This window comes from Enterobacter sp. SES19, from assembly GCF_011765665.1.
Lineage (GTDB): Bacteria > Pseudomonadota > Gammaproteobacteria > Enterobacterales > Enterobacteriaceae > Enterobacter > Enterobacter pseudoroggenkampii.
On record NZ_CP050320.1, the window covers coordinates 3807277 to 3831688 of the forward strand.

25 protein-coding genes are annotated in these 24412 nt (G+C 58.4%); 15 read left to right on the top strand and 10 right to left on the bottom strand.

The features are described 5' to 3' along the window. The 3 genes from hycC to hycA form a co-directional block, all read right to left on the bottom strand. Entirely contained in the window at positions 1–1815 is a 1815-nt protein-coding gene (gene hycC / locus GXP72_RS18080) for a formate hydrogenlyase subunit 3 (RefSeq protein WP_208763224.1), read from the bottom strand. Beyond that, a complete protein-coding gene (locus tag GXP72_RS18085; RefSeq protein ID WP_023308971.1) occupies positions 1812–2420 on the bottom strand; it encodes a 4Fe-4S dicluster domain-containing protein in 609 nt (202 codons plus the stop codon). The genes hycC and GXP72_RS18085 overlap by 4 nt, the downstream gene beginning before the upstream one ends. A 70-nt stretch (positions 2421–2490) precedes the next feature. Beyond that, complete coding sequence (hycA, locus tag GXP72_RS18090; RefSeq protein ID WP_208763225.1) at positions 2491–2955, bottom strand: formate hydrogenlyase regulator HycA; 465 nt, start codon at positions 2953–2955, stop codon at positions 2491–2493. Positions 2956–3166: 211 nt separating this feature from the next. Between hycA and hypA the strand changes: the two genes are divergently transcribed. The 10 genes from hypA (at position 3167) to GXP72_RS18140 (ending at position 13096) form a co-directional block, all read left to right on the top strand. After that, complete coding sequence (gene hypA, locus GXP72_RS18095; protein WP_208763226.1) at positions 3167–3517, top strand: hydrogenase maturation nickel metallochaperone HypA; 351 nt, start codon at positions 3167–3169, stop codon at positions 3515–3517. A 3-nt stretch (positions 3518–3520) separates the two neighbouring features. Continuing rightward, a complete protein-coding gene (gene hypB, locus GXP72_RS18100) occupies positions 3521–4384 on the top strand; it encodes a hydrogenase nickel incorporation protein HypB (protein WP_208763227.1) in 864 nt (287 codons plus the stop codon). Then, the gene (locus GXP72_RS18105) at positions 4375–4647 is read left to right on the top strand and encodes a HypC/HybG/HupF family hydrogenase formation chaperone (RefSeq protein ID WP_024909236.1); all 273 of its coding nucleotides are present in this window, start codon (positions 4375–4377) and stop codon (positions 4645–4647) included. Before hypB ends, GXP72_RS18105 begins: the two co-directional genes overlap by 10 nt. 2 nt (positions 4648–4649) lie before the next feature. Beyond that, entirely contained in the window at positions 4650–5771 is a 1122-nt protein-coding gene (gene hypD / locus GXP72_RS18110; RefSeq protein ID WP_208763228.1) for a hydrogenase formation protein HypD, read from the top strand. Then, positions 5768–6778 carry a hydrogenase expression/formation protein HypE gene (gene hypE, locus GXP72_RS18115; protein ID WP_208763229.1) on the top strand — a complete coding sequence of 337 codons (1011 nt, stop codon included), beginning with the start codon at positions 5768–5770 and terminating at the stop codon, positions 6776–6778. Before hypD ends, hypE begins: the two co-directional genes overlap by 4 nt. Positions 6779–6835: 57 nt before the next feature. Further along, the gene (flhA, locus tag GXP72_RS18120; RefSeq protein ID WP_208763230.1) at positions 6836–8908 is read left to right on the top strand and encodes a formate hydrogenlyase transcriptional activator FlhA; all 2073 of its coding nucleotides are present in this window, start codon (positions 6836–6838) and stop codon (positions 8906–8908) included. A 154-nt stretch (positions 8909–9062) separates the two neighbouring features. Further along, the gene (locus GXP72_RS18125; RefSeq protein ID WP_208763231.1) at positions 9063–10061 is read left to right on the top strand and encodes an ABC transporter substrate-binding protein; all 999 of its coding nucleotides are present in this window, start codon (positions 9063–9065) and stop codon (positions 10059–10061) included. After that, positions 10061–11098 (top strand): iron chelate uptake ABC transporter family permease subunit, encoded by a 1038-nt coding sequence (locus GXP72_RS18130; RefSeq protein WP_048993019.1) that lies wholly within the window; start codon positions 10061–10063, stop codon positions 11096–11098. Before GXP72_RS18125 ends, GXP72_RS18130 begins: the two co-directional genes overlap by 1 nt. After that, positions 11098–11859, top strand: a complete 762-nt coding sequence (locus GXP72_RS18135) for an ABC transporter ATP-binding protein (protein ID WP_048993021.1) — start codon at positions 11098–11100, stop codon at positions 11857–11859. Before GXP72_RS18130 ends, GXP72_RS18135 begins: the two co-directional genes overlap by 1 nt. A 16-nt stretch (positions 11860–11875) precedes the next feature. Continuing rightward, complete coding sequence (locus tag GXP72_RS18140; protein WP_048993022.1) at positions 11876–13096, top strand: MFS transporter; 1221 nt, start codon at positions 11876–11878, stop codon at positions 13094–13096. A 5-nt stretch (positions 13097–13101) separates the two neighbouring features. Here the strand turns inward: GXP72_RS18140 and GXP72_RS18145 are convergent, their stop codons facing one another. Further along, the gene (locus GXP72_RS18145; RefSeq protein ID WP_024909244.1) at positions 13102–13446 is read right to left on the bottom strand and encodes a nitrous oxide-stimulated promoter family protein; all 345 of its coding nucleotides are present in this window, start codon (positions 13444–13446) and stop codon (positions 13102–13104) included. Positions 13447–13621: 175 nt separating this feature from the next. Between GXP72_RS18145 and GXP72_RS18150 the strand changes: the two genes are divergently transcribed. Further along, positions 13622–13852, top strand: coding sequence for a SymE family type I addiction module toxin (locus GXP72_RS18150; RefSeq protein WP_024909245.1), 231 nt, complete (start codon positions 13622–13624; stop codon positions 13850–13852). 113 nt (positions 13853–13965) lie between these two features. Then, the gene (gene mutS, locus GXP72_RS18155) at positions 13966–16527 is read left to right on the top strand and encodes a DNA mismatch repair protein MutS (RefSeq protein WP_024909246.1); all 2562 of its coding nucleotides are present in this window, start codon (positions 13966–13968) and stop codon (positions 16525–16527) included. Positions 16528–16666: 139 nt separating this feature from the next. On the opposite strand, the gene GXP72_RS18160 is transcribed toward mutS, so the two are convergent. From GXP72_RS18160 to GXP72_RS18170, 3 genes are read right to left on the bottom strand one after another with little or no spacing between them, the layout of a single operon-like run. Continuing rightward, positions 16667–16888: a non-oxidative hydroxyarylic acid decarboxylases subunit D gene (locus GXP72_RS18160; RefSeq protein ID WP_003862116.1), complete on the bottom strand. Its 222-nt coding sequence runs from the start codon at positions 16886–16888 to the stop codon at positions 16667–16669. A 10-nt stretch (positions 16889–16898) separates the two neighbouring features. Then, positions 16899–18326, bottom strand: a complete 1428-nt coding sequence (locus GXP72_RS18165) for a non-oxidative hydroxyarylic acid decarboxylases subunit C (RefSeq protein ID WP_208763232.1) — start codon at positions 18324–18326, stop codon at positions 16899–16901. Then, complete coding sequence (locus tag GXP72_RS18170) at positions 18316–18918, bottom strand: non-oxidative hydroxyarylic acid decarboxylases subunit B (protein ID WP_024909248.1); 603 nt, start codon at positions 18916–18918, stop codon at positions 18316–18318. Before GXP72_RS18170 ends, GXP72_RS18165 begins: the two co-directional genes overlap by 11 nt. Before the next feature lie 171 nt (positions 18919–19089). Here GXP72_RS18170 and GXP72_RS18175 point away from each other — a divergent pair, with 171 nt between their 5' ends. After that, positions 19090–19497, top strand: a complete 408-nt coding sequence (locus tag GXP72_RS18175) for a MarR family transcriptional regulator (RefSeq protein ID WP_024909249.1) — start codon at positions 19090–19092, stop codon at positions 19495–19497. Here GXP72_RS18175 and GXP72_RS18180 read toward each other — a convergent pair. After that, positions 19494–20381: a LysR family transcriptional regulator gene (locus GXP72_RS18180; protein WP_208763928.1), complete on the bottom strand. Its 888-nt coding sequence runs from the start codon at positions 20379–20381 to the stop codon at positions 19494–19496. The genes GXP72_RS18175 and GXP72_RS18180 overlap by 4 nt on opposite strands. A gap of 108 nt (positions 20382–20489) precedes the next feature. On the opposite strand from GXP72_RS18180, the gene GXP72_RS18185 reads away from it, so the two are divergent. Beyond that, the gene (locus GXP72_RS18185; RefSeq protein WP_048990168.1) at positions 20490–21692 is read left to right on the top strand and encodes an MFS transporter; all 1203 of its coding nucleotides are present in this window, start codon (positions 20490–20492) and stop codon (positions 21690–21692) included. Further along, positions 21689–22069, top strand: coding sequence for a DUF4440 domain-containing protein (locus GXP72_RS18190; protein ID WP_024909252.1), 381 nt, complete (start codon positions 21689–21691; stop codon positions 22067–22069). The genes GXP72_RS18185 and GXP72_RS18190 overlap by 4 nt, the downstream gene beginning before the upstream one ends. Positions 22070–22121: 52 nt before the next feature. On the opposite strand, the gene rpoS is transcribed toward GXP72_RS18190, so the two are convergent. Then, positions 22122–23114, bottom strand: a complete 993-nt coding sequence (gene rpoS / locus GXP72_RS18195; protein WP_008499600.1) for an RNA polymerase sigma factor RpoS — start codon at positions 23112–23114, stop codon at positions 22122–22124. Between the two features lie 59 nt (positions 23115–23173). Then, the gene (gene nlpD / locus GXP72_RS18200; protein ID WP_061714543.1) at positions 23174–24298 is read right to left on the bottom strand and encodes a murein hydrolase activator NlpD; all 1125 of its coding nucleotides are present in this window, start codon (positions 24296–24298) and stop codon (positions 23174–23176) included. Positions 24299–24412: the final 114 nt, after the last annotated feature.

The window sequence follows — 24412 nt, forward strand, 5'->3', positions numbered from 1 at the left end:
TCAGGCTCCTCGTGAAATCACAATGACCACCAGCACCGCCAGCTCGATGACCGCCAGACGGCGGAACAGCGCGGGCGCGGCGGCGCTCTGCCAGCCGGGTACCCAGGCCACCGGATTCAACCAGTGGCGCAGCTTCAGCACGGCGGCGAAGTTCTCCTTCACCGGCATGGCGAAACCGTGGGCGGTGATAACCATCGACTGTTCGTGTTCGTAGCCACAGGCCCACGCCGCACCGCGCGCGCGGGAGGTGAGCCTGTCGCGTTTGAAGAACAGCATCAGGACGAGCGGCAGCAGCGGTGCGCCAATCAGCAGCAGCGCGATCATAGGCTGAGAGACGGTGGTATTCGCCACGGTCAGCGGCAGCGGAATGGCGTTGCCCAGCAGCGGCAGCAGCCACGGTGCGGCGACGCCGCCCGCGATGCAGCACAGCGCCAGCGCGACCACGCTCACGCCCATCAACAACGGTGCGCAGCAGGCGTTTTCAGCTTCGCGTGTGCGCGGCGCGCCGAGGAAGGTCACGCCGTAGACTTTCGCCATGCACATCACCGCCAGCGCCCCGGTAATTGCCAGCCCGACCGCCAGCAGCGGGCCGAGCAAACGCGCGATAAAGAGATCGCTCTGACCGAGCGCGAAGAAGGACTGATAGATCACCCACTCCCCGGCAAAGCCGTTCAGCGGCGGCAGCGCGGCCATCGCCATCAGCCCGACCAGCATCGCCAGTGAAATTACCGGCATCTTTTTGCCAATCCCGCCCAGCTTTTCGATATCCCGATGGCCGGTGCGGAACCAGACGCTTCCCGCGCCGAGGAACAGGGTGCTTTTAAACAGGCTGTGGTTAACGAGGTGATAAAGACCGCCGATAAAACCGGCCGCGATTAGCGCCGGATGATTGAGCGCCAGCCCGGTTACGCCCGCGCCAATACCGAGCAGGATGATGCCGATATTTTCAAGCGTGTGGTACGCCAGAAGACGCTGGATATTGTGCTCCATCAGCGCGTACAGGCCGCCGACGAACGCGGTAATCATTCCGGCGATCAGCAGCACAACGCCCCACCACAGCGGCGGTTGTCCGCCGGTCAGCGTAATCGCCAAAATTCCGAACAGACCCACTTTCATCACCACCACCGAAAACAGCGCGGCGGCGGGCGCGGAGGCATTCGCATGCGCCTGCGGCGCCCAGCCGTGCAGCGGGATGATGCCAGCGAGCAGGCCAAAGCCGATAACGCCCAGCAGCCAGACGTCATTCCCCAGCGGATGCCCGTTGAGCGCAGAGAAATCCAGCGTGCCAAAGCGTTGCCACACCAGCCAGCAGGCCAGCGCCAGCAGCAGCGTCCCCAGGCGTCCCAGCGCAAACCACAGCTTGCCGGAGGCGCTGCAGCCCGTCAGGAACACGCCGCACAGCGCCATGATTTCCGCCATCACCACCAGCGCGCCGAGGTTGCTGGCGATAACGGTACAGACCGCCGTCGCCATCAGCAGATTGACCAGCAGGCCGTTGGCTTTAGCGTGCGGGTGTCGGTGCCAGTCGATATTGAACAGGCTGATAAACAGCCCGCACAGACCAAACGTCACCAGCCAGATGGCGTTCAGTGGCGTGATCTCAACGGTGTGCCGAATCAGCGGCATCACGGTTTCTGCGGACTGGCCGCCGAGCAGGACAACGCCGCCTGCCGCCAGCGTCATCAGGCTAGCGACCGCCCCGCCAATCCCGGCGATCGCGCCGCTCAGGGTTTTATGGAATGAGAAGATCAGCGCCAGAACAGCGGCGGCAGTAAAACAGGCTACCGCGCTGGTAATCATCATTGCCGCGTTCATTTCGCCCCCTCGTTAAGCGCCTGTAGCAGAGAAAGGTCGCCAAAATCACTGTTGATGGTCAGCTCGCGTTTACGCTTGCTGGTACGGGCGATGTCGCGAATGTTAACCAGAATCAATGCCTTAGTCGGGCAGGTGCGCACGCAGGCCGGACCCTGCTCATCGAAGCTGCACAGGTCGCACTTCACCGCCACGGCGCGGATGCCGGGCACCCAGTCCAGCAGCGTGCTTACGCGTGCCGGAGCCGGTGGCGCAGGCGGGGCTTTTGGCGAGTTAGCGTTCGCCGGAATGTGCAGCGGACGGCTGCCGGAAAATTCAATCGCGCCAAACGGGCAGGCGATGCCGCACAGCTTGCAGCTTACGCACAGGCTTTCGTTCAGCTGGACAGCGCCATCAACACGGGTGATGGCATTCACTGGGCAGACACCCGCGCAGGGAGCATCTTCACAGTGATGGCAGAGCTGCGGGGCAGACTCTTTTTCATTACGCATGACGTGCAGGCGCGGCATGGACTGCAGCCCATGCAGGCGATGCGTTTCCGAACACGCCGCCTCACAGGTTCGACAGCCAATACAGACCGTCGAGTCGGCAATTACAAAACGGTTCACCGGGTCATCCTCTGGTGATAGTCATTTTTGACGAAAAACTGTCTTGTCGACACTTCTCGACACGCAAGGGTCAGGCCACGTTCGCTGAGGCATTTCCGTCCATCAGCTGCTTCAGGTTGACCGGGAGATCGCGTTCAACGGCGGCGTACAGGCCGTTATAGACCGGCGCGATTTTTTCCAGATAGTGCTCCAGCACCTGCTGGCGATCGCGGTTGCTGACGTGGCCGTCCACCATGCCGTCGGCCATCAGCTGCGCCTTCGCAATACACTGTTTTTCGCCGTCTTTTGTCTCGAGGTGGTACTCAATAGTGTGGCTGTTGAAGTTATCCGCCAGGGTCACGTTAATGGTGAAATGGCCGAACAGGACAAAGCTCATATCCCCCTGTGCCGCGCAGCTCATCGCGTGGTGAAGACGCGCTTTCGAGAGGGTAATGCCCTGAACCAGCGAGTTGCAGTAAAGGTGCCACTGGTCCTGCAGCTGCTGATGACGCTGCGCGATGTAATCCGCTTTTTCGCTGATTTCCCAAATAGTCATAGAAGGTATCCGTTTAATGGAGATAGCGGCTGTTAAGCAGATTCCATGCCAGTTTTTATCTTTATGATTTTTAATGTGTTTAATTGCAAAACCGCTGTCAACGCCGCGGTGTCGACGTGTCATTTCGACAGCGTTGACATCGTCACGCCTTAACAAAAATCAAGCTGGCATCGTTATTGCATTCAATGGCGCAATTCACTGAGGAGGCGTCATGCACGAAATCACCCTCTGCCAGCGGGCTCTGGAACTTATCGAGCAGCAGGCAGTGCAAAACCACGCGAAACGCGTTACCGGCGTCTGGCTGAAGGTCGGGGCGTTTTCCTGCGTCGAGACCAGCGCCCTGAATTTCTGTTTTGAACTGGTGTGCCGCGGCACGCTGGCGGAAGGCTGCGAACTGCATATTGAAGAGCAGCAGGCGGAGTGCTGGTGCGAGCAGTGCCAGCAGTACGTCACCCTGCTGTCATCAAAGGTTCAGCGCTGTCCGCAGTGTCAGAGCGCCGGTCTTCGCATCGTGGCGGATGACGGCATGCAGATCCAACGTCTCGAAATCGAGAAGGAGTAAAGTATGTGTAGTACCTGCGGTTGCGCCGAAGGCAACCTGTATATAGAAGGGGATGAACATCGCCCCCATTCCGCGTTTCGCTCCGCGCCCTTTTCTCCTGTCCCACGACCCTCTGCGGCACTGACCGGTATCACCTTAACCCCGCAACGGTCCGCTGCGGGCGATCTGCACTACGGCCACGGGGAAGCGGGCACCCACGCGCCGGGTATCAGCCAGCGCCAGATGCTGGAAGTGGAAATCAACGTGCTGGACAAAAATAATCAGATCGCCGCCCGCAACCGCGCCCGCTTTGCCACCCGTAAACAGCTGGTGCTGAACCTGGTCTCCAGCCCCGGCTCCGGCAAAACCACGCTGTTAACGGAAACGCTCAAACGCCTGAACGGGCGCGTCTCCTGCGCGGTGATTGAAGGCGACCAGCAAACCGTTAACGACGCGGCGCGTATTCGCGCAACCGGCACCCCGGCGATTCAGGTTAATACCGGCAAAGGCTGCCACCTGGATGCGCAGATGATTGCCGACGCCGCCCCGCGTCTGCCGCTGGCGGATGACGGCATTCTGTTTATTGAAAACGTCGGCAACCTGGTCTGCCCGGCGAGCTTCGACCTGGGCGAACGGCACAAGGTGGCGGTGCTTTCGGTGACCGAAGGCGAAGACAAACCGCTGAAGTACCCGCATATGTTTGCCGCCGCGTCCATCATGCTGCTGAACAAAGTCGACCTGCTGCCGTACCTGAATTTCGACGTGGATAGGTGCCTGGCGTATGCCCGTGAAGTGAATCCGGAGATTGAGATCCTGCTGGTCTCCGCCACGCGCGGTGACGGCATGGACAGTTGGCTACAGTGGCTGGAGAACGAGCGATGTGCATAGGCGTACCTGGGCAAATTTACGCCATCGACGGTAATCAGGCCAAAGTCGAGGTCTGCGGCATCCTGCGCGACGTGGACCTGACGCTGGTGGGCAACACAGATGAAACGGGCGCATCGCGTCTCGGCCAGTGGGTGCTGGTGCACGTGGGGTTTGCCATGAGCGTGATTAACGAAGCGGAAGCCCGCGACACGCTGGATGCGTTGCAGAACATGTTTGACGTGGAGCCGGACGTGGGCGCGCTGCTGTACGGCGAGGAGCGGTAATCATGCGTTACGTTGATGAATACCGCGCGCCGGAGCAGGTGCTGCAGCTTATCAGCCACCTGAAAACGCGCGCAGCGCGTCTGGACTACACGAAAGAAAGACCGCTGCGGATCATGGAGGTGTGCGGCGGGCACACGCACGCCATCTTCAAATTTGGCCTCGACCAGCTGCTGCCGGAGAACATTGAGTTTATCCACGGCCCCGGCTGCCCGGTCTGCGTGCTGCCGATGGGGCGCATCGACAGCTGTATTGAAATTGCCAGCCAGCCCGACGTCATTTTCTGCACCTTTGGCGACGCGATGCGCGTGCCGGGGAAAAACGGCTCGCTGCTGCAGGCAAAAGCGCGCGGTGCGGACGTGCGGATCGTCTATTCGCCGATGGATGCCCTGACGCTGGCAGCGGATAACCCCGCGCGCAAGGTGGTGTTTTTCGGCCTGGGGTTTGAAACCACCATGCCCGCCACCGCCATCACGCTGCAGCAGGCGAAAGCGCGCGGCGTCGATAACTTTTTCTTCTTCTGCCAGCACATTACGCTTATCCCCACCCTGCGCAGCCTGCTGGAAGAGCCGGGAAACGGCATTGACGCCTTTCTGGCACCGGGGCATGTCAGCATGGTGATTGGCACAGACGCCTACGGTTTTATCGCTGAACAGTACAATCGTCCGTTAGTGGTCGCTGGTTTCGAACCACTTGATCTACTGCAAGGTGTCACCATGCTGGTTGAGCAGAAAATAGCGGCCCTGAGTGCAGTGGAAAACCAGTACCGGCGCGTGGTGCCGGATGCGGGAAATGAACGGGCACAGCAGGCGATAGCCGACGTGTTTAGAGTTGAGGGCGACAGCGAATGGCGTGGTCTGGGGCTGATTGCCGAATCCGGCGTGCGCCTGACGTCAGCCTATCGCACATTCGACGCCGAAGCGCATTTCCGCCCGCAGCCGCAGCAGGTTTGCGACGATCCACGGGCCCGCTGCGGCGAGGTGCTCACCGGCAAATGCAAACCGCATCAGTGCCCGTTATTTGGCAATACCTGCAACCCGCAAACGGCGTTTGGCGCGCTGATGGTCTCCTCCGAAGGGGCGTGTGCCGCGTGGTATCAGTATCGCAACCAGGAGAGTGAAGCATGAATACGGTTGAAATGGCGCACGGTAGCGGCGGACAGGCGATGCAGCAGCTCATTAACCGGCTGTTTATGGCGGCCTTTAACAACCCCTGGCTCGCCGAACAGGAAGACCAGGCGCGCATTGACCTCGCCACCCTCACCGCCCAGGGCGACAGGCTGGCCTTCTCCACCGACAGCTACGTCATTGACCCGCTGTTCTTCCCGGGTGGCGATATCGGCAAGCTCGCCGTCTGCGGCACGGCCAACGACGTGGCCGTCAGCGGCGCCGTTCCGCGCTACCTCTCCTGCGGGTTTATCCTCGAGGAGGGCCTGCCGATGGAGACGCTCACAACAGTGGTCAACAGCATGGCGCAGACCGCGCGCGAGGCGGGGATAGCTATCGTAACCGGCGATACCAAAGTGGTGCAGCGCGGTGCGGCCGACAAGCTGTTTATCAACACCGCCGGCGTGGGGGCGATCCCCGCCGATATTCACTGGGGCGCGCAGCAGCTTAGCGTGGGCGACGTGCTGATCGTGACCGGAACGCTGGGCTGTCACGGGGCGACCATCCTGAATCTGCGCGAAGGCCTGGGGCTGGACGGGGAACTGCGCAGCGACTGCGCGGTGCTCACCCCGCTGATTCAGACGCTGCGTGCCGTACCCGGCGTCAAAGCCCTGCGGGACGCCACGCGAGGCGGCGTGAATGCCGTGGTCCACGAATTTGCAGCAAGCTGCGGGTATGGGATTGAACTCACCGAGCGCAGCCTGCCCGTTAAGCCCGCCGTTCGCGGGCTTTGCGAACTGCTGGGGCTGGACCCGCTTAACTTCGCAAACGAAGGCAAATTGGTGATTGGCGTTGAACGTGCGGCAGCGGAAGCCGTTCTTGAACAGCTGCGGGCTCATCCGTCAGGAAAAGAGGCGGCAATGATTGGTGAAGTGGTTGAGCGCAAAGGGGTGCGCCTGACCGGGCTTTATGGCGTGAAGCGCACGCTGGATCTGCCGCACGCGGAACCTTTACCCCGTATTTGCTAGAACCGCGCCAAAAGCGGTCAGCACGGATTTTTTTGCTCGTTTTTACTGGAAAGCACTATGCCGTATACACCGATGAGCGATCTTGGACAGCAGGGCCTGTTTGACATCACGCGCACACTTTTACAGCAGCCCGATCTCGGCGCGCTGAGCGATGCCCTGACCCGGCTGGTCAGGCAGTCGGCGCTGGCCGACAGCGCCGCGATTGTACTGTGGCATAGCGGAACGCACCGCGCGAGCTACTACTCAACGCGTGACAATGGCAAAACGTTTGAATACGAAGACGAAACGTATCTCGCGCATGGCCCGGTGCGCCGCATTCTCTCCCGACCTGAAGTGCTGCACTGCAACTTTGAGGAGTTCCGCCAGGCGTGGCCGCGGCTCGCGGAGAGTAACCTCTATCAGCCTTTCGGGCATTACTGCATGTTGCCGCTGGCGGCAGAGGGTCAGATTTTTGGCGGCTGCGAGTTTATCCGCACCACCGACCAGCCCTGGAGCGAGGCGGAATACGAACGCCTGCACACCTTTACCCAGATTGTGGCCGTCGTCGCGGAGCAGATCCAAAGCCGCGTCACCAATAATGTGGATTACGACCTGCTGAGCCGCGAACGCGACAACTTTCGCATTCTGGTCGCCATCACCAACGCCGTGCTGTCACGGCTCGACATGGATGAACTGGTGAGCGAAGTCTCGAAAGAGATCCACCACTATTTCAAAATCGACGCCATCAGCATTGCGCTTCGCGGCCATCGCAAGGGCAAGCTGAACATCTACTCCACGCATTATCTTGATGAAGCCAACCCGGCACACGAGCAGAGCGAAGTGGATGAAGCGGGGACCCTTTCGGAGCGGGTCTTCAAAAGCAAAGAGATCCTCCTGCTCAACCTGAACGAGCAGGACCCGGTAGCGCCGTACGAGCGGATGCTGTTTAACACCTGGGGCAACAAAATTCAGACCCTGTGCCTGCTGCCGCTGATGTCCGGCAACACCATGCTGGGCGTGCTTAAGCTGGCGCAGTGTGAGGAGGGCGTGTTCACCACCACCAACCTGAAGCTGCTGCGTCAGATCGCCGAACGTATTTCCATCGCCCTGGATAACGCCCTCGCCTATCAGGAAATTCATCGTCTGAAAGAGCGTCTGGTGGATGAGAACCTGGCCCTGACCGAACAGCTCAACAACGTGGACAGCGAGTTTGGTGAAATCATCGGGCGCAGCGATGCCATGTACAGCGTGCTCAAGCAGGTCGAGATGGTGGCGCAAAGCGACAGCACGGTGCTGATCCTGGGCGAAACCGGTACGGGTAAAGAGCTGATTGCCCGCGCTATTCACAACCTGAGCAACCGCAACAGCCGTCGGATGGTGAAGATGAACTGCGCCGCGATGCCCGCAGGGCTGCTGGAAAGCGATCTGTTCGGCCACGAGCGCGGTGCATTCACCGGGGCAAGCAGCCAGCGGCTGGGCCGTTTTGAGCTGGCGGACAAGAGCTCGCTGTTTCTCGACGAAGTGGGCGATATGCCGCTGGAGCTACAGCCGAAACTGCTGCGCGTGTTGCAGGAGCAGGAGTTTGAGCGCCTGGGAAGCAACAAGCTTATCCAGACCGACGTGCGGCTGATTGCCGCCACCAACCGCGATCTGAAAAAGATGGTCGCCGACCGCGAGTTTCGCAGCGATCTCTACTATCGCCTGAACGTCTTCCCGATCTTCCTGCCGCCGCTGCGCGAGCGCCCGGAAGATATTCCCCTGCTGGTCAAAGCGTTTACCGCCAAGATCGCGCGTCGGATGGGTCGAAATATCGACAGCATTCCTGCCGAGACGTTACGTACCCTTTCATCGATGGAGTGGCCCGGCAACGTGCGCGAACTGGAAAACGTCATCGAACGTGCGGTGTTGCTGACGCGGGGGAATGTGCTGCAGCTCTCCCTGCCTGAAGTGACGCTGCCTGACGTGACCTTGCCCGCCGCCGAGACAGCGAAAGAGGGAGAAGATGAATATCAGCTCATTATGCGCGTGCTGAAAGAGACCAACGGCGTAGTCGCCGGACCGAAAGGTGCCGCCCAGCGTTTAGGATTAAAACGCACCACCCTGCTGTCGCGCATGAAGCGACTCGGGATTGAGAAAGAGAGCCTGGTTTAAGCCCCCCAATCCGGCGGTGTTGCTCTGACACCGCCTTTCGTTACCCCGCGCAATTGTCCCTCATTGACACAAAATCGTTTCCTCTGTATAAAATTCCGCCTTAATAATGAGTTTCATTTGCATCAATAATAATATTAATCAAGGGTAGCGTTTCATGAAGAAGGTCATCTGCGCGTTAGGCCTGGCGGTTGCGTCGGTCAGTTCTGCTCTGGCAACCACATATCCTCTGACCATTGAAAACTGTGGCTATAAAGAAACATTCACCAAAGCGCCGGAACGCGTCGTGGCCCTGGGCCAGAATACCGTCGAAATTTTGCTCCTGCTGGGGCTGGAAGATAAGGTGAAGGCCAGCGCCTTCTGGCCTACTAAAGTGTTGCCGCAGCTGGCGGAACAGAACGCAAAAATCAAAACGCTGACGGTCGAAATCCCTACCCTTGAATCCGTGCTTGCGCAAAATCCCGACTTTGTCCCCGCCCAGACGCCGCTGTTGCTGGGACCGGAAAGCAAGGTCGCAAAACGCGAAGACCTGATGACCCTGGGCGTGAACAGCTACGTGTCACCGGGCATGTGCGCGACCAAAAAAGCCACCGGCGATATGTACGGCAGCCGCCAGAAACTGTGGGATATGACGTATCTCTATCAGGAGATTGAGGATTTCGCCAAAATCTTTAACGTTGAAGACCGCGGCCAGGCCGTGATTGCCGATTTCAAAAAGCGCGAGGCCGGCCTGCGTAAGGAATTCAGCAAGAACAAAAAAGACCTGTCGTTTGTCTTCTGGTTCTCAAGCTCCTCCCCCTCTGCGGACGCCTACGTCGGCGGTAAAAACAGCCCCTCCGGGTTTATCGCGAGCCTGATGGGCGGGCATAACGCCATCACCTCCGAGACCGAATGGCCGACCGTGGGTTGGGAGAGCATTATTGCCGCCAATCCGGATGTGATTGTGGTCTCCAGCCTGGACCGCAACCGCTGGGCGCTGGATAACGCACAAGAGAAAATCAAATTCCTGAAGAGCGATCCGGCGGTCAGCCAGCTGGACGCCGTGAAAAAAGGCCACATCGTGGTGATGGACGGCCAGGCGATGAACCCGACGATCCGCACGATTTACGGGGCTGAGCAGGTCGGCGAACAGCTCAGAAAACTGGGGCTGAACTGATGACATCCGCCGTTCTTCAGGCCCGGCAGAGCCTGGTTCTGACGACCTCGGCTTTGCTCGCCCTGGTACTGCTATTTCTGGTGATCGCCCTGAGCGTCAGCGTCGGCGAGCTGTCCATCCCGCTGGATAACGTGTTTTACGCCATCAGCAATAAAATGGGGCTTACCGAGGTTCCGCTCACTCGCATCTATGAGAGCGTCATCTGGGACTTTCGCCTGAGCCGCGCGCTGGTGGCGGCCTGCTGCGGCGCGGGGCTGGCCATCTGCGGTGCCGTATTGCAGAGCCTGCTGAAGAACGCGCTGGCGGAACCCTACGTGCTCGGCGTGTCCGCGGGCGCGTCGACCGGGGCGGTTTCTGTCGTCGTATTGGGGATCGGCACCGGTGCGGTCTCCCTCTCTGCCGGTGCCTTTGCCGGGGCGTTCGCCGCGTTTGCGTTTGTCGCGTTTCTGACGAACGGCGCGCGCGGCGGGAATGAACGGACCATTCTGGCAGGGGTCGCCGCCTCGCAGCTTTTCAACGCCATTACCGCCTACACCATCAGCACCTCCGCCAGCGCCCAGCAGGCGCGCGACGTGATGTTCTGGCTGCTGGGCAGCTTCAGCGGCGTACGCTGGCCTGAATTCCAGCTGGCGCTGGTCGTGGTACTGATTGGATTAGCCGTTTGCCTCTACTATTCCCGGGCGCTGGATGCCTTCACGTTCGGTGATGACGCCGCCGCCTCTTTAGGTATTGCCGTCCCGTGGGTGCGCCTGACGCTCTTTACCACTACCGCGCTGATTACCGCGACCATCGTCAGCATGGCGGGGTCAATCGGCTTTGTCGGGCTGGTGGTGCCGCACGTGATGCGCTTCCTGTTCGGGCCGCTGCACCGCACGCTGCTGATTGCCAGCGCGCTGGCAGGGGCGATCCTAATGGTGCTGGCAGACATTGCCTCGCGCATGCTGATTGCGCCGCAAAGCCTGCCCGTCGGGGTGGTCACCGCGCTGGTGGGCGTCCCCTTCTTTGCCGTGATTATCTACCGTTCAAGGAATAAGTGATGAGCATCTGCGCGGAAAATATTACCTGGAAGGTCGGCAAAAAGGTCATCGTTAATGACGTCTCGCTGAAGGTGTCACGGGGCGAAACGGTAGGACTGCTTGGCCCTAACGGCTGCGGGAAATCGTCTCTTTTACGGATCCTCGCGGGGTTGCGTCGCCCGGATGCTGGCTGCGTTACCCTGGACGGGCAGGACATCTCCCGCATCGCCAAAAAACAGCTTGCCCGCCGGGTCGCCTTCGTGGAGCAGCACGGCATGACGGACGCCAATATGCGCGTGCGCGACGTGGTGAAACTTGGGCGTATTCCACACCACTCCGCCTTTTCCAACTGGAGCAACCACGATGACGAGACCGTCACCGCCGCTCTGCAGCGCGTGGATATGCTGGATAAAAGTGACCAGGGCTGGCTGAGCCTCTCCGGCGGCGAGCGCCAGCGCGTCCACATTGCCCGCGCGCTGGCCCAGACTCCGACGGAAATCCTGCTGGATGAACCGACCAACCACCTGGACATCCATCATCAGATGCATCTGATGCAGTTGATCAGCGAATTACCGGTCACCAGCATAGTCGCTATCCACGATCTCAACCATGCCTCGATGTTCTGCGACTCGCTGATTGTGATGCAGAAAGGGCAAATTGTGGCGACGGGGACACCGCAGGATATCTTATCCGAGTCGTTGCTCTGGGACGTCTTCCGGGTCAAAACCAAAATCGAGATCTCGCCGTTCCATGGCAAAAAGCACATCCACTTTATCGTTTAGGGGCGAGTGAAAAACGATGCCCCTTCGCCCTGCCACCACGCTCTGGCCGCCCGTCTTACTGGGTAGCCAGTTTGTTTTTAACATTGGCTTTTACGCCGTTGTCCCCTTCCTGGCGATATTCCTGCGCGACGATATGCTGCTCTCCGGCGGGCTGATCGGGCTGATCCTCGGCCTGCGCACGTTCTCTCAGCAGGGGATGTTTATCGTCGGTGGTGCGCTCTCGGACAGGTTTGGCGCGAAAGTCGTTATCCTGAGCGGGTGCATGATTCGCGTTGCGGGCTATCTGCTGCTGGCGTTTGGAGGCTCGCTGTGGCCGATTATTCTGGGCGCGTGTCTGACAGGCGTGGGCGGCGCGCTGTTTTCTCCGTCTATTGAGGCATTGCTGGCGAAAGCGGGCACGCACAGCGAGGCGAAAGGAAAACGAAGTCGGGCGGAGTGGTTCGCGCTCTTTGCGGTCTGTGGGGAACTCGGTGCGGTACTGGGCCCGGTTGCCGGCGCCCTGCTCACCGGCCTGGGCTTTCGCCAGGTGGCGCTGGCGGGCGCAGGGGTCTTTATCGTTGCGCTGGTGGTTCTCTACTTTTGCCTGCCCGCGTCACGCCACGCCCCCCGGACGCTGAAGCTCGTTCCCTGGTGGACGACGTTCCGCCAGCCGCGCTTTGTCGCCTTTATCATTGCCTACAGCTCGTGGCTGTTAAGCTATAACCAGCTCTATCTGGCGCTGCCGGTGGAGATCCAACGCTCTGGCGGTAACGAGAAAGATCTCGGCCCGCTTTTTATGCTGGCCTCGTTGCTGATCGTTGCATTACAGCTGCCGCTGGCGCGTTTCGCCCGGCGCGTGGGCGCGGTGAGGCTCCTGCCGGTAGGTTTTTTGCTGCTCTCCTCCGCCTTTGCGAGCGTGGCGATATTTGCCCCGATGACGCCGCCGGAAGGCTGGCTGCGCTTACTGCCCTCAGTCTGCTTTGTGACGCTGTTGACGCTGGGACAGATGCTGCTGGTGCCATCGGCTAAAGATCTGATCCCTCGGTTTGCGGAGGAGTCCACGCTTGGCGCGCACTACGGCGCTCTCGCCACCGCAGGAGGCATTGCGGTACTGGCAGGAAATCTGTTGTTTGGCAGCCTGCTGGATCGCGCGCTGGTGCCCTCAACGCAGGCAATGTATCCCTGGCTGCTGCTGGCCCTTTTCCCACTCTGCAGCGCGCTGGCCCTGAACGTGATTTGCCGCCCGCTGAGACGCTGAACCGATCACTTTTTCGGACGGTACTTCTCCGGCAGTTCCGGTACGGGACGACGATCATCAATCAGATGACGAACGGTCAGGATAGGATGACGCCATAACATACGCGGACCTGCCCAGCGCATAACCTGCTTCATCTCTTCACGTCTGGCAGGCTGGTAGCAGTGTACCGGACACTGCTTGCAGGCAGGCTTGTCCTCACCGAAAACGCACTTATCCAGGCGCTTATCGGCATACGCGTTGAGCGCCTGATAATGCCCTTCCTCCTGAGATGCCTGCGGACACTGCTTTTCATACAACGCGATCATTTTCGCGATGGTCTCTTTTTCTCGTGAGATGCGTTTACCGGACATAACGGCCTACCGAATAATAAAGTGCATTAATAATACACTTTTAAGCACTGTATTTCAGCGGTTGCATTTCGTTTCCTGAAGCCTGATTCCAGTTTTCACCCTGCACCGACCGATAATTACTGGTATTTTATACAGGCATCAGAAATGACCTTTGTCCGTGTTGTCTGGAGACCCTATGCAAGAGCTCGCGATCGGCAAACCCTATCGCCATTTAAAAGTGGGATATTTTAGAAAGCGCCATGAAGACCGCAATACCAAGATACCAAAGCGTTACAGCGTACATGCGGCGCTGAGCTTAAAAGGTGACTGGCTTGAAAAGGCGGGGTTTACGACCCATTCCAGAGTCAGAGTGGGCGTGGAGCATGGAAAAATTATCATTGAATTAATGTCGGAAGACGGCTCGTAAAGCCACGACATTTTTCTGCGCCGGACCTTTTTTTCATGCGACAATAGAAGGAACAAACGGCCACTGAGCCGATCAAAACGGTTTATATTCAAAGAAATGGACATCATAACTCCATGAGCACAATCGACAATTTCGACGCACATACGCCGATGATGCAGCAGTATCTGAAGCTGAAGGCACAGCATCCGGAAATCCTGCTGTTTTACCGTATGGGTGATTTTTACGAGCTGTTTTATGACGATGCTAAGCGTGCATCGCAGCTGCTCGACATCTCGTTGACCAAACGTGGCGCATCGGCAGGTGAACCCATCCCGATGGCAGGTATCCCGCACCACGCGGTAGAAAACTACCTGGCGAAACTGGTGAATCAGGGTGAGTCCGTCGCCATCTGCGAACAGATCGGCGATCCGGCGACCTCAAAAGGCCCGGTGGAACGCAAAGTCGTGCGCATCGTCACGCCTGGCACCATCAGTGATGAAGCCCTGTTACAGGAGCGCCAGGATAACCTGCTGGCAGCGCTGTGGCAGGACGGTAAAGGGTATGGCTACGCGACGCTGGATATCAGCTCCGGACGTTTTCGTCTGAGTGAACCGGCTGACCGTGAAACGATGGCAGCCGAACTGCAGCGTACCAACCCGGCAGAATTGCTCTATGCCGAAGATTTCGCCGAAATGGCGCTGATTGAAGGCCGTCGTGGGTTGCGTCGTCGTCCGCTGTGGGAATTCGAAATTGATACCGCCCGCCAGCAGCTGAATCTGCAGTTTGGCACCCGCGACCTGATTGGCTTTGGCGTTGAAAATGCCCCGCGCGGGCTGTGTGCGGCAGGGTGTCTCCTGCAGTACGTGAAAGATACCCAGCGCACCTCCCTGCCGCATATCCGCTCTATCACCATGGAGCGCCAGCAGGACAGCATCATCATGGATGCCGCCACGCGCCGTAATCTGGAGATCACGCAGAACCTGGCGGGTGGCGTAGAAAACACGCTCGCGTCGGTCCTCGACAGTACGGTAACGCCAATGGGCAGCCGCATGCTGAAACGCTGGCTGCATATGCCGATTCGCGATACCGCTACGCTGGTTTGCCGTCAGCAGACGATTGCCGCCCTGCAGGATCGCTATACCGAGCTGCAGCCTGTCCTGCGCCAGGTGGGCGATCTGGAGCGTATCCTGGCTCGTCTGGCGCTGCGCACGGCACGACCGCGCGACCTCGCGCGGATGCGTCATGCTTTCCAGCAGTTACCGGAACTCCGTGCACAGCTGAGCGACGTTGACAGCGCGCCGGTACAGAAACTCCGCGAAACCATGGGCGAATTTACCGAGCTACGCGAACTGCTGGAGCGCGCCATTATCGATGCGCCTCCGGTTCTGGTGCGTGATGGCGGCGTGATTGCCCCTGGCTACAACGAGGAACTGGACGAATGGCGCGCGCTGGCCGACGGTGCGACGGACTACCTCGACAAGCTGGAAATCCGCGAACGCGAACGTCTCGGGCTCGACACCCTGAAAGTGGGTTATAACGCGGTACACGGCTACTATATTCAGATCAGCCGCGGGCAGAGCCATTTGGCGCCGATTCACTACGTGCGTCGCCAGACGTTGAAAAACGCCGAACGCTACATCATTCCTGAACTGAAAGAGTACGAAGATAAAGTCCTTACCTCGAAGGGTAAAGCGCTGGCGCTGGAAAAACAGCTTTATGACGAGCTGTTCGACATGCTGATGCCGCACCTGGCCGACCTGCAGCTGAGCGCCAGCGCGCTGGCGGAACTGGACGTGCTGGTGAACCTGGCAGAACGCGCGGAAACGCTGAACTACACCTGCCCGACCTTTACCGACAAGCCTGGCATTCGTATCACTGAAGGTCGTCATCCGGTAGTAGAGCAGGTGCTGAATGAACCGTTCATCGCCAACCCGCTGAGCCTGTCACCGCAGAGAAGAATGCTGATCATTACCGGTCCGAACATGGGCGGTAAGAGTACCTATATGCGTCAGACGGCGCTGATTGCCCTGCTTGCCTATATCGGCAGCTACGTTCCGGCGCAAAACGTGGAGATTGGCCCCATCGACCGTATCTTTACCCGCGTCGGGGCTGCGGACGATCTGGCGAGCGGTCGCTCTACCTTCATGGTCGAGATGACCGAAACGGCAAACATTCTGCATAACGCGACGGAGCACAGCCTGGTGCTGATGGACGAAGTCGGACGCGGAACGTCAACCTATGACGGTTTGTCACTGGCATGGGCCTGTGCGGAAAGCCTCGCGAACAAAATCAAGGCCATGACGCTGTTCGCCACCCACTACTTCGAGCTGACGCAACTGCCGGAGAAAATGGAAGGGGTTGCGAACGTTCATCTGGATGCACTGGAGCACGGTGATACCATAGCCTTCATGCACACGGTGCAGGATGGCGCGGCAAGCAAGAGCTATGGCCTGGCCGTCGCGGCGCTGGCAGGTGTACCGAAAGAGGTGATCAAGCGCGCGCGTCAGAAACTGCGTGAACTGGAAAGCCTGTCACCGAATGCGGCGGCGACGCAGATTGATGGTACGCAGATGTCGCTGCTGGTACCGGCGGAAGAGACATCGCCTGCCGTGGAAGCGCTGGAAAACCTCGATCCGGATTCACTGACGCCACGTCAGGCGCTGGAGTGGATTTATCGTTTGAAGAGTCTGGTTTAGTTCTCTGCGGTCTTTTGCCCGGTGGCGCTGCGCTTACCGGGCCTACGGGTTTTGTAGGCCGGGTAAGGCGAAGCCGCCACCCGGCAAAACAGACCGCACGATGTTATCGCCCGGTAAGCGCAGCGCCACCGGGCTTTTTTTACAACAGCGGCGGGATTGTCGGCACCTGCGGCGCCTCATCGATATCCTTCTGCGTCATGCGGAACGCTTCCGGGTAATGTTCGCGGCTGGTACGACGCAACGGTTCGGTATCGCGCCAGGTATAAAGACAATGCTGGCACTGGTAAACGGTCCAGACCCCTTTCACCGGTGACGTCGCCATCACTTCAATATGCTCATCGGCACAACGTGGACAAATCATCTTTTCCTCCTTATTGGCGTGCAGCCAGCATCGCGGTCAGTTTTTCAGCCCAGGCTTTAGTTTCAGGCAGATCCTGTACCGGCTGGCTATAGTGGCCCCGGGTGTCCGGTGCGACAGGCGTAGTGGCATCGATAATCAGTTTGTCGGTAATGCCCGCCGGGCTGGATCCTGGATCGAGTTCCAGCACCGACATGTTCGGCAGCTGCACCAGATCGCCTGCCGGGTTGACCTTCGATGACAGCGCCCACATCACCTGCGGGAGGTTGAACGGATCGACATCCTCATCCACCACGATCACCATCTTCACGTAGCCCAGACCGTGCGGCGTGGTCATTGCACGTAAACCGACCGCGCGGGCAAAACCGCCGTAACGTTTTTTGGTGGAGATAATCGCCAGCAGACCGTGGGTGTACATCGCGTTAACCGCCTGCACTTCCGGGAATTCTGCTTTCAGCTGCTGGTAGAGCGGCACGCAGGTAGCCGGTCCCATCAGATAGTCGATCTCGGTCCACGGCATGCCAAGGTAAAGGGATTCGAAAATCGGTTTGGTGCGGTAAGAGACTTTGTCGATACGGACAACCGTCATGTTACGGCCACCGGAGTAGTGCCCGGTAAACTCGCCGAAAGGCCCTTCGATTTCACGCTTGCGGCCTTCAATCACCCCTTCCAGGATCACTTCAGAACCCCACGGCACGTCGAAGCCGGTCAGCGGCGCGGTGGCAATAGGGTACGGGCTTTCACGCAGCGTGCCGGCCATTTCATACTCGGACTGATCGTATTTCAGCGGCGTGGCGCCCATCAGGGTGATGATCGGGTCGTTGCCGAGGGTAATCGCAATCGGCAGGTCTTCGCCGCGCTCTTCCGCTTTGTGCAGATGCAGAGCGATATCGTGCATCGGTACCGGCTGCAGGCCGAGCTTGCGCTTGCCCTTCACTTCCATGCGGTAGATCCCGACGTTTTGCTTGCCGAAGTGATCCGGGTCAAGCGGATCGCGCGAGACGACACACGCTTTATCGAGATAAAAGCCCCCGTCACCGTCGTTCAGACGGAACAGCGGCAGAATATCGAACAGGTTAATGTCTTCACCGTCCACCGTATTCTGCGCCCAGGCCGGGTTAGCGCGGCGCTCCGGTGTGACGGGGAATTTATCCCAGCGGCGGATAAACTCGTCGATCTGTTTTTTTACCGGAGTGTTCGCCGGCAGCCCCATCGAAATGGCGTGGTTCTGCCAGGAGCCGATGGTGTTCATCACCACGCGGGCATCGGTAAAGCCACGAATGTTGTCGAACCACAGCGCGGGCGCACCGTCGCCAATGCGGCCGGTCGCGTTGGCTGCCGCTGCCAGATCGGGCTCAGCGTTTACCTCTTCCTCAATTTTCAGCAGTTGCCCTTGCTCATCGAGCGCCTGGAGGAAGCTTCTCAAATCATCAAATGCCATCTTTATTCTCCTGTGAAAAATGTTTCGCCTCCCGCAGCCCGTTCCAGCGTCGCGCCTTTTTATGCTCCAGACCGAACTGGTCGAGCACGCGGGTCACAATATGCTGGGTAATGTCATCTGCGGTCTGAGGGTGGTTGTAATACGCAGGCATAGGCGGCACCATCGCCACGCCCATGCGGGAGAGCGCAAGCATGTTCTCAAGATGAATGGTGCTGAGCGGCGTTTCACGGGGAACCAGCACCAGCTTGCGCCCCTCTTTCAACACCACATCCGCCGCACGTCCCACCAGCCCTTCGGCGTAACCCGCGCGGATACCCGCCAGCGTTTTCATGCTGCAGGGAATGACGATCATGCCGTCGGTGCGAAACGAGCCGGAAGAGATAGTGGCGGCCTGGTCAGCCGGGCTGTGGACAACGTCAGCCAGCGCAGCGACGTCCTGCGCGGTGTAAGGCGTTTCCAGCTCAATGGTGGTTTTTGCCCACTTAGACATCACCAGATGGGTTTCCACCTCCGGCATGTCACGCAGTGCCTGCAATAAAGCCACACCCAGCGGCGCGCCCGTTGCTCCCGTCATTCCTACTATCAATCTCATTCATCACCTCAATAATTTGTTCGTACACGAACATTATAAATAAGCTACTCCAGGATTGTTTTTCTGACAAGATCGTTCGCATACGATCACACGAATGGCTAAAAAATGCCGCGTTAAAATTGAAAGCAATAGCGGCTATCATAGGGGGAGATTTTTTCCGTCGGAGTGTTCATGGAACTAAGACAAGAGGCGTTCCACCTGTTACGTCAGCTTTTTCAACAGCATACCGCGCAGTGGCAACATGCCTTGCCGGAACTGACCAAGCCACAGTATGCGGTGATGCGCTCCATTGCCGAGCATCCGGGCATTGAACAGGTGGCATTGACTGAAGTCGCGGTCAGCACGAAAGCGACCCTGGCGGAGATGCTCAGCCGCATGGAGGCGCGTGGTCTGGTTAAACGCGAGCACGACCCTGCGGATAAGCGCCGTCGCTTTGTCTTCCTGACGCCAGAAGGGGAAGCCCTGCTTGCAGACTGCAAGCCGGTAGGCAATGAAGTTGATGAGGCCTTTTTAGGCCGTCTAAGCAAGGCCGAACGGGAGCAGTTCTCGGCGCTCATCAAAAAGATGATGCACGATTAATTCACGCTGGTGCGCATAAAATCGATAAAGGTGCGCACTTTCGCTGACACATGCCGGGCATCAGGATACACCGCATAGATACCCTGCCGCGCAAAGGTATATTCCGGTAATACCGGGGCCAGTTTTCCAGCATCAAGCGCACCCCGTACCAGCCATTCCGGCAGTAACGCCACCCCACCGCCTGCGAGCGCAAAAGCCATAAGGGCCTGAGCGCTGTCGGCAAACAGGCGCGGCGCTTGTTTTATCTCCAGTATTTCAGGCGCACCGCTGGCATCTCTCACCTGCCAGCGCAGCGGCGAGGCCAGGCGCTCGTGGATGATCCAGTCGGCTTGCGCCAGCTGCGCAAGCGTTTCTATCGGATGGTTAACGAGCCACCCGGGCGTCGCCACAGGGAGAATAGAAAAGTGCGAAATCAGCGCGGCGTGGTTGCGCGAATCGGCAAGCGTTCCCAGCCGGATGGCCACGTCAAAGCGCTCCGAGATAAGGTCGGCGTGCAGGGACGACGAAGCATGTCGTACGCGAAGATCCGGGTGCTGCTGGCTAAACCTGGCCAGCAGCGGCACCACCACCTGTGAGCCATACTCGGGCGTAGTGGTGATCCGCAGTTCGCCAGTAAGCCCCGCATGATTCGCACGGACATCATCCTGCAGCCGTTCGGCATCCTTCAGAAGCGCCACGCTGCGCTGATGAAAAAGCGCGCCCGCCTCGGTTAACGTCAGTCGACGGGTGGAGCGCAGCAGCAGCGTAACGCCCAGCTCATCTTCAAGCTGGCGAATATTGAAGCTGACGACCGCTTTTGTCAGCCCCATCGCCTCGGCGGCCGCCGTAAAACTGCCGGTGTCGGCCACCGCGACAAACATCTGCGTCCGCTGCAGGTTAATCATCATCACGCCCTTTACTGTCAAAATATTTTTGACAGTATATCGCGCTTTGTCAGGTTTATCCGTGATTACCGAGCCGATACGATACGCCACCTCACCGGAGGATCCACCATGACGTATCGCAGCAAAGTCGCCGTCGTTTATCTGCTGGGCTTTTTTCTTGATTTGATCAACATGTTCATTGCCAGCGTCGCGTTCCCGGCAATGGCCCACGCCTTTAACGCCACGCCTTCGGCCCTTACCTGGGTTAGTAACGGGTACATTGCCGGCCTGACGCTGGTGATCCCGTTTAGCAGCGTGCTCACGCGCCGCATCGGGCCCAAGCGCGTCATCCTGCTCTCGCTTTTTCTGTTTAGCGCAGCCTCCGCAGCGGCGGGCCTGTCTGCAACGCTTGAAAGTCTGATCGCCTGGCGAGTGCTTCAGGGCGTGGGAGGAGGCTTACTGATCCCCGTCGGACAGGCGCTGACCTGGCAACAGTATAACCCTCACGAGCGTGCCAGACTCTCCTCGGCGGTGATGCTGGTCGCGCTGCTTGCCCCGGCCTGCTCCCCGGCTGTCGGCGGCGTGCTGGTGCAGACGCTGGGCTGGCGATGGATCTTTTTCGCTACGCTACCGGTCGCTATCGTGACCTTTGCTCTAGCGTGCCTGTGGCTTAAACACGAAAAACCCACGATGAAAGCGGCCAGACTGCTAAACCTGCCCTTGCTCGCGGACCCGCTTTTGCGTTTTTCCATGCTTGTTTATTTATGCGTTCCTGGCGTATTTATTGGGGTGAGCGTCACGGGCATGTTTTATCTTCAGCACGTGGCGAACATGAGCCCAGCCGCAACGGGGATGCTCATGCTGCCGTGGTCCGTGGCATCGTTTATCGCCATCACGGCAACGGGACGTTATTTTAACCGTATCGGTCCCCGGCCGCTGATCGTCATCGGCTGCCTGTTGCAGGCCACGGGTATCCTGCTATTGATTAACATCAGTTCGGCTACGCTGCTGCCTGCCGTTGCGTTTACCTTGATGGGCGCGGGAGGAAGCCTGTGCAGCAGTACGGCTCAGAGCAGCGCGTTTCTGACAACGCGACGGGATGAGATGCCGGATGCCAGCGCGCTGTGGAATCTCAATCGTCAGCTGAGCTTTTTTGCCGGTGCCCTGCTGCTTGCCCAAGTGCTGAACCTGGCTCAGGCGTGGCTGCCACCGCTCGCCGCCTGGCACGGGATGTTTATTTTTGCAGCAGGCATGACCTTGCTGCCTGTACTGTATGTTTTTCGTCTTAACAATTCGCAGGTGCTCACCCAGCTGCGACAGGAGAATTCATGACGCCTTTCGAACACGACATTATCGACCTCCACATTGCGCTTGAAGACTGGTTAGGCAAAGGTGAAGGTGATTCCGACGCCCTGCACGCCCGTTTTCGTCCCGATTTTCTGATGATCCCGCCGGGCGGCGTTCATATCGACTATGACGGCCTTGTCAGCTTTCTGGAAAAACAGCGCGGAAGCCGTCCCGGACTGAAGATCGTCATTGATGAATTAACTACGCGCCAGGCGTGGCCTCACGGCGCGGTACTCCATTACCGGGAGACGCAAACCCGGCCGGACCAGCCCGTTAACGTGCGCTGGTCAACCGCGGTGCTCAATCAGGAAGGCGATCGGATAGTGTGGCGTCTGCTGCATGAGACGGCGACGCAACCGTAACACAAAAGAAAAAGGCCCGTCTCACGACGGGCCTTTTTTGACGAAAGGTTGCTTATTCGCGGAACAGCGCTTCGATATTCAGACCTTGCCCCTGCAGGATTTCACGCAGGCGGCGCAGACCTTCAACCTGAATCTGACGAACACGTTCACGGGTCAGGCCAATTTCGCGGCCGACGTCTTCCAGTGTCGCAGCTTCATACCCCAGTAAACCGAAACGACGTGCCAGCACTTCACGCTGTTTGGCGTTCAGTTCGAACAGCCATTTGACGATGCTCTGTTTCATGTCATCGTCCTGCGTGGTGTCTTCCGGGCCGTTGTCTTTTTCATCGGCCAGGATGTCCAGCAGCGCTTTTTCGGAGTCGCCACCCAGCGGGGTGTCAACGGAGGTAATGCGCTCGTTGAGACGCAGCATACGGCTTACGTCATCAACCGGTTTATCGAGTTGTTCGGCAATTTCTTCTGCGCTTGGCTCGTGGTCCAGCTTATGGGACAACTCGCGCGCGGTGCGCAGATAAACGTTCAACTCTTTGACGATGTGAATCGGCAGGCGGATCGTACGGGTCTGGTTCATAATAGCCCGTTCGATGGTCTGACGAATCCACCAGGTCGCGTAGGTTGAGAAACGGAACCCGCGTTCCGGGTCAAACTTCTCAACTGCGCGGATGAGACCCAGGTTGCCCTCTTCAATCAGATCCAGCAGAGCCAGACCACGATTGCCGTAACGGCGGGCAATTTTCACGACCAGTCGCAGGTTACTTTCAATCATGCGACGACGCGAGGCCACATCACCACGCAAAGCACGACGTGCGAAATAGACTTCTTCTTCGGCCGTTAGCAGTGGGGAGTAACCAATCTCCCCAAGGTAAAGCTGAGTCGCGTCCAGTACACGCTGTGTGGCACCCTGCGATAACAGCTCTTCTTCAGCCAAATCGTTATCACTGGGTTCCTCTTCTACTAAGGCTTTTTCGTCAAAAGCCTCTACTCCGTTCTCATCAAATTCCGCGTCTTCATTTAAATCATGAACTTTCAGCGTATTCTGACTCATAAGGTGGCTCCTACCCGTGATCCCTGAACGAGACACCCTGGCTGGCATGCCCCGTCAAATTATCGCTGCGGCAAGTACTGCAGCGGGTTTACGGATTTCCCCTTGTAACGAATTTCAAAATGCAAGCGTGTAGAACTGGTTCCGGTGCTACCCATGGTAGCGATTTTTTGCCCCGCCTTAACTTCTTGTTGTTCCCGGACCAGCATTGTGTCGTTATGGGCGTAGGCACTCAGGTAATCATCGTTATGTTTGATGATAATAAGATTACCGTAACCGCGCAGAGCGTTACCGGCATACACAACGCGTCCGTCTGCGGTCGCGATGATAGCCTGTCCTTTACTCCCTGCGATATCGATCCCTTTATTTCCCCCTTCGGAGGAAGAGAAGTTTTCGATAACCTTGCCGTCAGTTGGCCAGCGCCATGCAGAAATCGGCGAACTGGAGGTCATACTGCTGGCAGTCGGTTCAGTAGAGCTAACCACAGGTGCCGTAACCGGTGCTGTGACAGCAGTCGCAGTCCCTTTATTATTCGGCAACATTTTGTTAGCAGTCTGATCACCTGAATCCTCAGAATACGTAATTACAGGTTGTGAAGCAACCACCGTGGTGGATTTTTGTGCAGGCTTAACGCTGTTATTCTGCGCCGTCACATCGGCCGCGGAAACGGTGTTGCCAGGGGTCAGCGGCGTGCCCGTCGCGTTACCCACCTGGAGCGTTTGCCCGACTTCCAGACCGTATGGGGCCTGGACGTTATTGCGCTGCGCGAGGTCACGGAAATCGTTCCCGGTGATCCACGCAATGTAGAACAGCGTATCGCCGCGTTTCACGGTATAGGTGCTGCCACCGGTGTAGCTGCCTTTCGGAATGTTCCCATACTGGCGGTTATAGACTATGCGGCCATTTTGGGTCTGAACAGGTTGTTCAACTGGCTGAACCTGCATTGGCTGTGTAACAGGATGTTGCACAGGCTGAATTTGTGGTGTTTTCTGCGGCGCAGCCGTCCCCATTTTAGGTGGCGGCGTGATTAACATTCCGCTGGACGTGTTACCGGAGCCGCTGTTTCCGCCGACGGAACTGACGGGCGCAGGCGCGTTGTTAGAACTTGTACAACCTGCCAGCCAGAGCGAAACCAGTGATAATGCCGCAACACGGCTGATGGTGAATTTAGGGCTTCCCGCGCTCATTTATCCCCCAGGAATGTTTTAACTACCAGTGACTTAAAATTTACCGTGATGGCACGAATCTTTCGCGCCACACCATACGCTGAATTTGCCTTAATAACCCTGGATAATTCCGAG

Bases quoted from the DNA above. Each gene is read 5' to 3' on its own strand.
- hycC (WP_208763224.1), bottom strand. From the start codon at position 1,815: ATGAACGCGGCAATGATGATTACCAGCGCGGTAGCCTGTTTTACTGCC.
- hycA (WP_208763225.1), bottom strand. From the start codon at position 2,955: ATGACTATTTGGGAAATCAGCGAAAAAGCGGATTACATCGCGCAGCGT.
- hypA (WP_208763226.1), top strand. From the start codon at position 3,167: ATGCACGAAATCACCCTCTGCCAGCGGGCTCTGGAACTTATCGAGCAG.
- hypB (WP_208763227.1), top strand. From the start codon at position 3,521: ATGTGTAGTACCTGCGGTTGCGCCGAAGGCAACCTGTATATAGAAGGG.
- GXP72_RS18105 (WP_024909236.1), top strand. From the start codon at position 4,375: ATGTGCATAGGCGTACCTGGGCAAATTTACGCCATCGACGGTAATCAG.
- hypD (WP_208763228.1), top strand. From the start codon at position 4,650: ATGCGTTACGTTGATGAATACCGCGCGCCGGAGCAGGTGCTGCAGCTT.
- hypE (WP_208763229.1), top strand. From the start codon at position 5,768: ATGAATACGGTTGAAATGGCGCACGGTAGCGGCGGACAGGCGATGCAG.
- flhA (WP_208763230.1), top strand. From the start codon at position 6,836: ATGCCGTATACACCGATGAGCGATCTTGGACAGCAGGGCCTGTTTGAC.
- GXP72_RS18125 (WP_208763231.1), top strand. From the start codon at position 9,063: ATGAAGAAGGTCATCTGCGCGTTAGGCCTGGCGGTTGCGTCGGTCAGT.
- GXP72_RS18130 (WP_048993019.1), top strand. From the start codon at position 10,061: ATGACATCCGCCGTTCTTCAGGCCCGGCAGAGCCTGGTTCTGACGACC.
- GXP72_RS18135 (WP_048993021.1), top strand. From the start codon at position 11,098: ATGAGCATCTGCGCGGAAAATATTACCTGGAAGGTCGGCAAAAAGGTC.
- GXP72_RS18140 (WP_048993022.1), top strand. From the start codon at position 11,876: ATGCCCCTTCGCCCTGCCACCACGCTCTGGCCGCCCGTCTTACTGGGT.
- GXP72_RS18145 (WP_024909244.1), bottom strand. From the start codon at position 13,446: ATGTCCGGTAAACGCATCTCACGAGAAAAAGAGACCATCGCGAAAATG.
- GXP72_RS18150 (WP_024909245.1), top strand. From the start codon at position 13,622: ATGCAAGAGCTCGCGATCGGCAAACCCTATCGCCATTTAAAAGTGGGA.
- mutS (WP_024909246.1), top strand. From the start codon at position 13,966: ATGAGCACAATCGACAATTTCGACGCACATACGCCGATGATGCAGCAG.
- GXP72_RS18160 (WP_003862116.1), bottom strand. From the start codon at position 16,888: ATGATTTGTCCACGTTGTGCCGATGAGCATATTGAAGTGATGGCGACG.
- GXP72_RS18165 (WP_208763232.1), bottom strand. From the start codon at position 18,326: ATGGCATTTGATGATTTGAGAAGCTTCCTCCAGGCGCTCGATGAGCAA.
- GXP72_RS18170 (WP_024909248.1), bottom strand. From the start codon at position 18,918: ATGAGATTGATAGTAGGAATGACGGGAGCAACGGGCGCGCCGCTGGGT.
- GXP72_RS18175 (WP_024909249.1), top strand. From the start codon at position 19,090: ATGGAACTAAGACAAGAGGCGTTCCACCTGTTACGTCAGCTTTTTCAA.
- GXP72_RS18180 (WP_208763928.1), bottom strand. From the start codon at position 20,381: ATGATTAACCTGCAGCGGACGCAGATGTTTGTCGCGGTGGCCGACACC.
- GXP72_RS18185 (WP_048990168.1), top strand. From the start codon at position 20,490: ATGACGTATCGCAGCAAAGTCGCCGTCGTTTATCTGCTGGGCTTTTTT.
- GXP72_RS18190 (WP_024909252.1), top strand. From the start codon at position 21,689: ATGACGCCTTTCGAACACGACATTATCGACCTCCACATTGCGCTTGAA.
- rpoS (WP_008499600.1), bottom strand. From the start codon at position 23,114: ATGAGTCAGAATACGCTGAAAGTTCATGATTTAAATGAAGACGCGGAA.
- nlpD (WP_061714543.1), bottom strand. From the start codon at position 24,298: ATGAGCGCGGGAAGCCCTAAATTCACCATCAGCCGTGTTGCGGCATTA.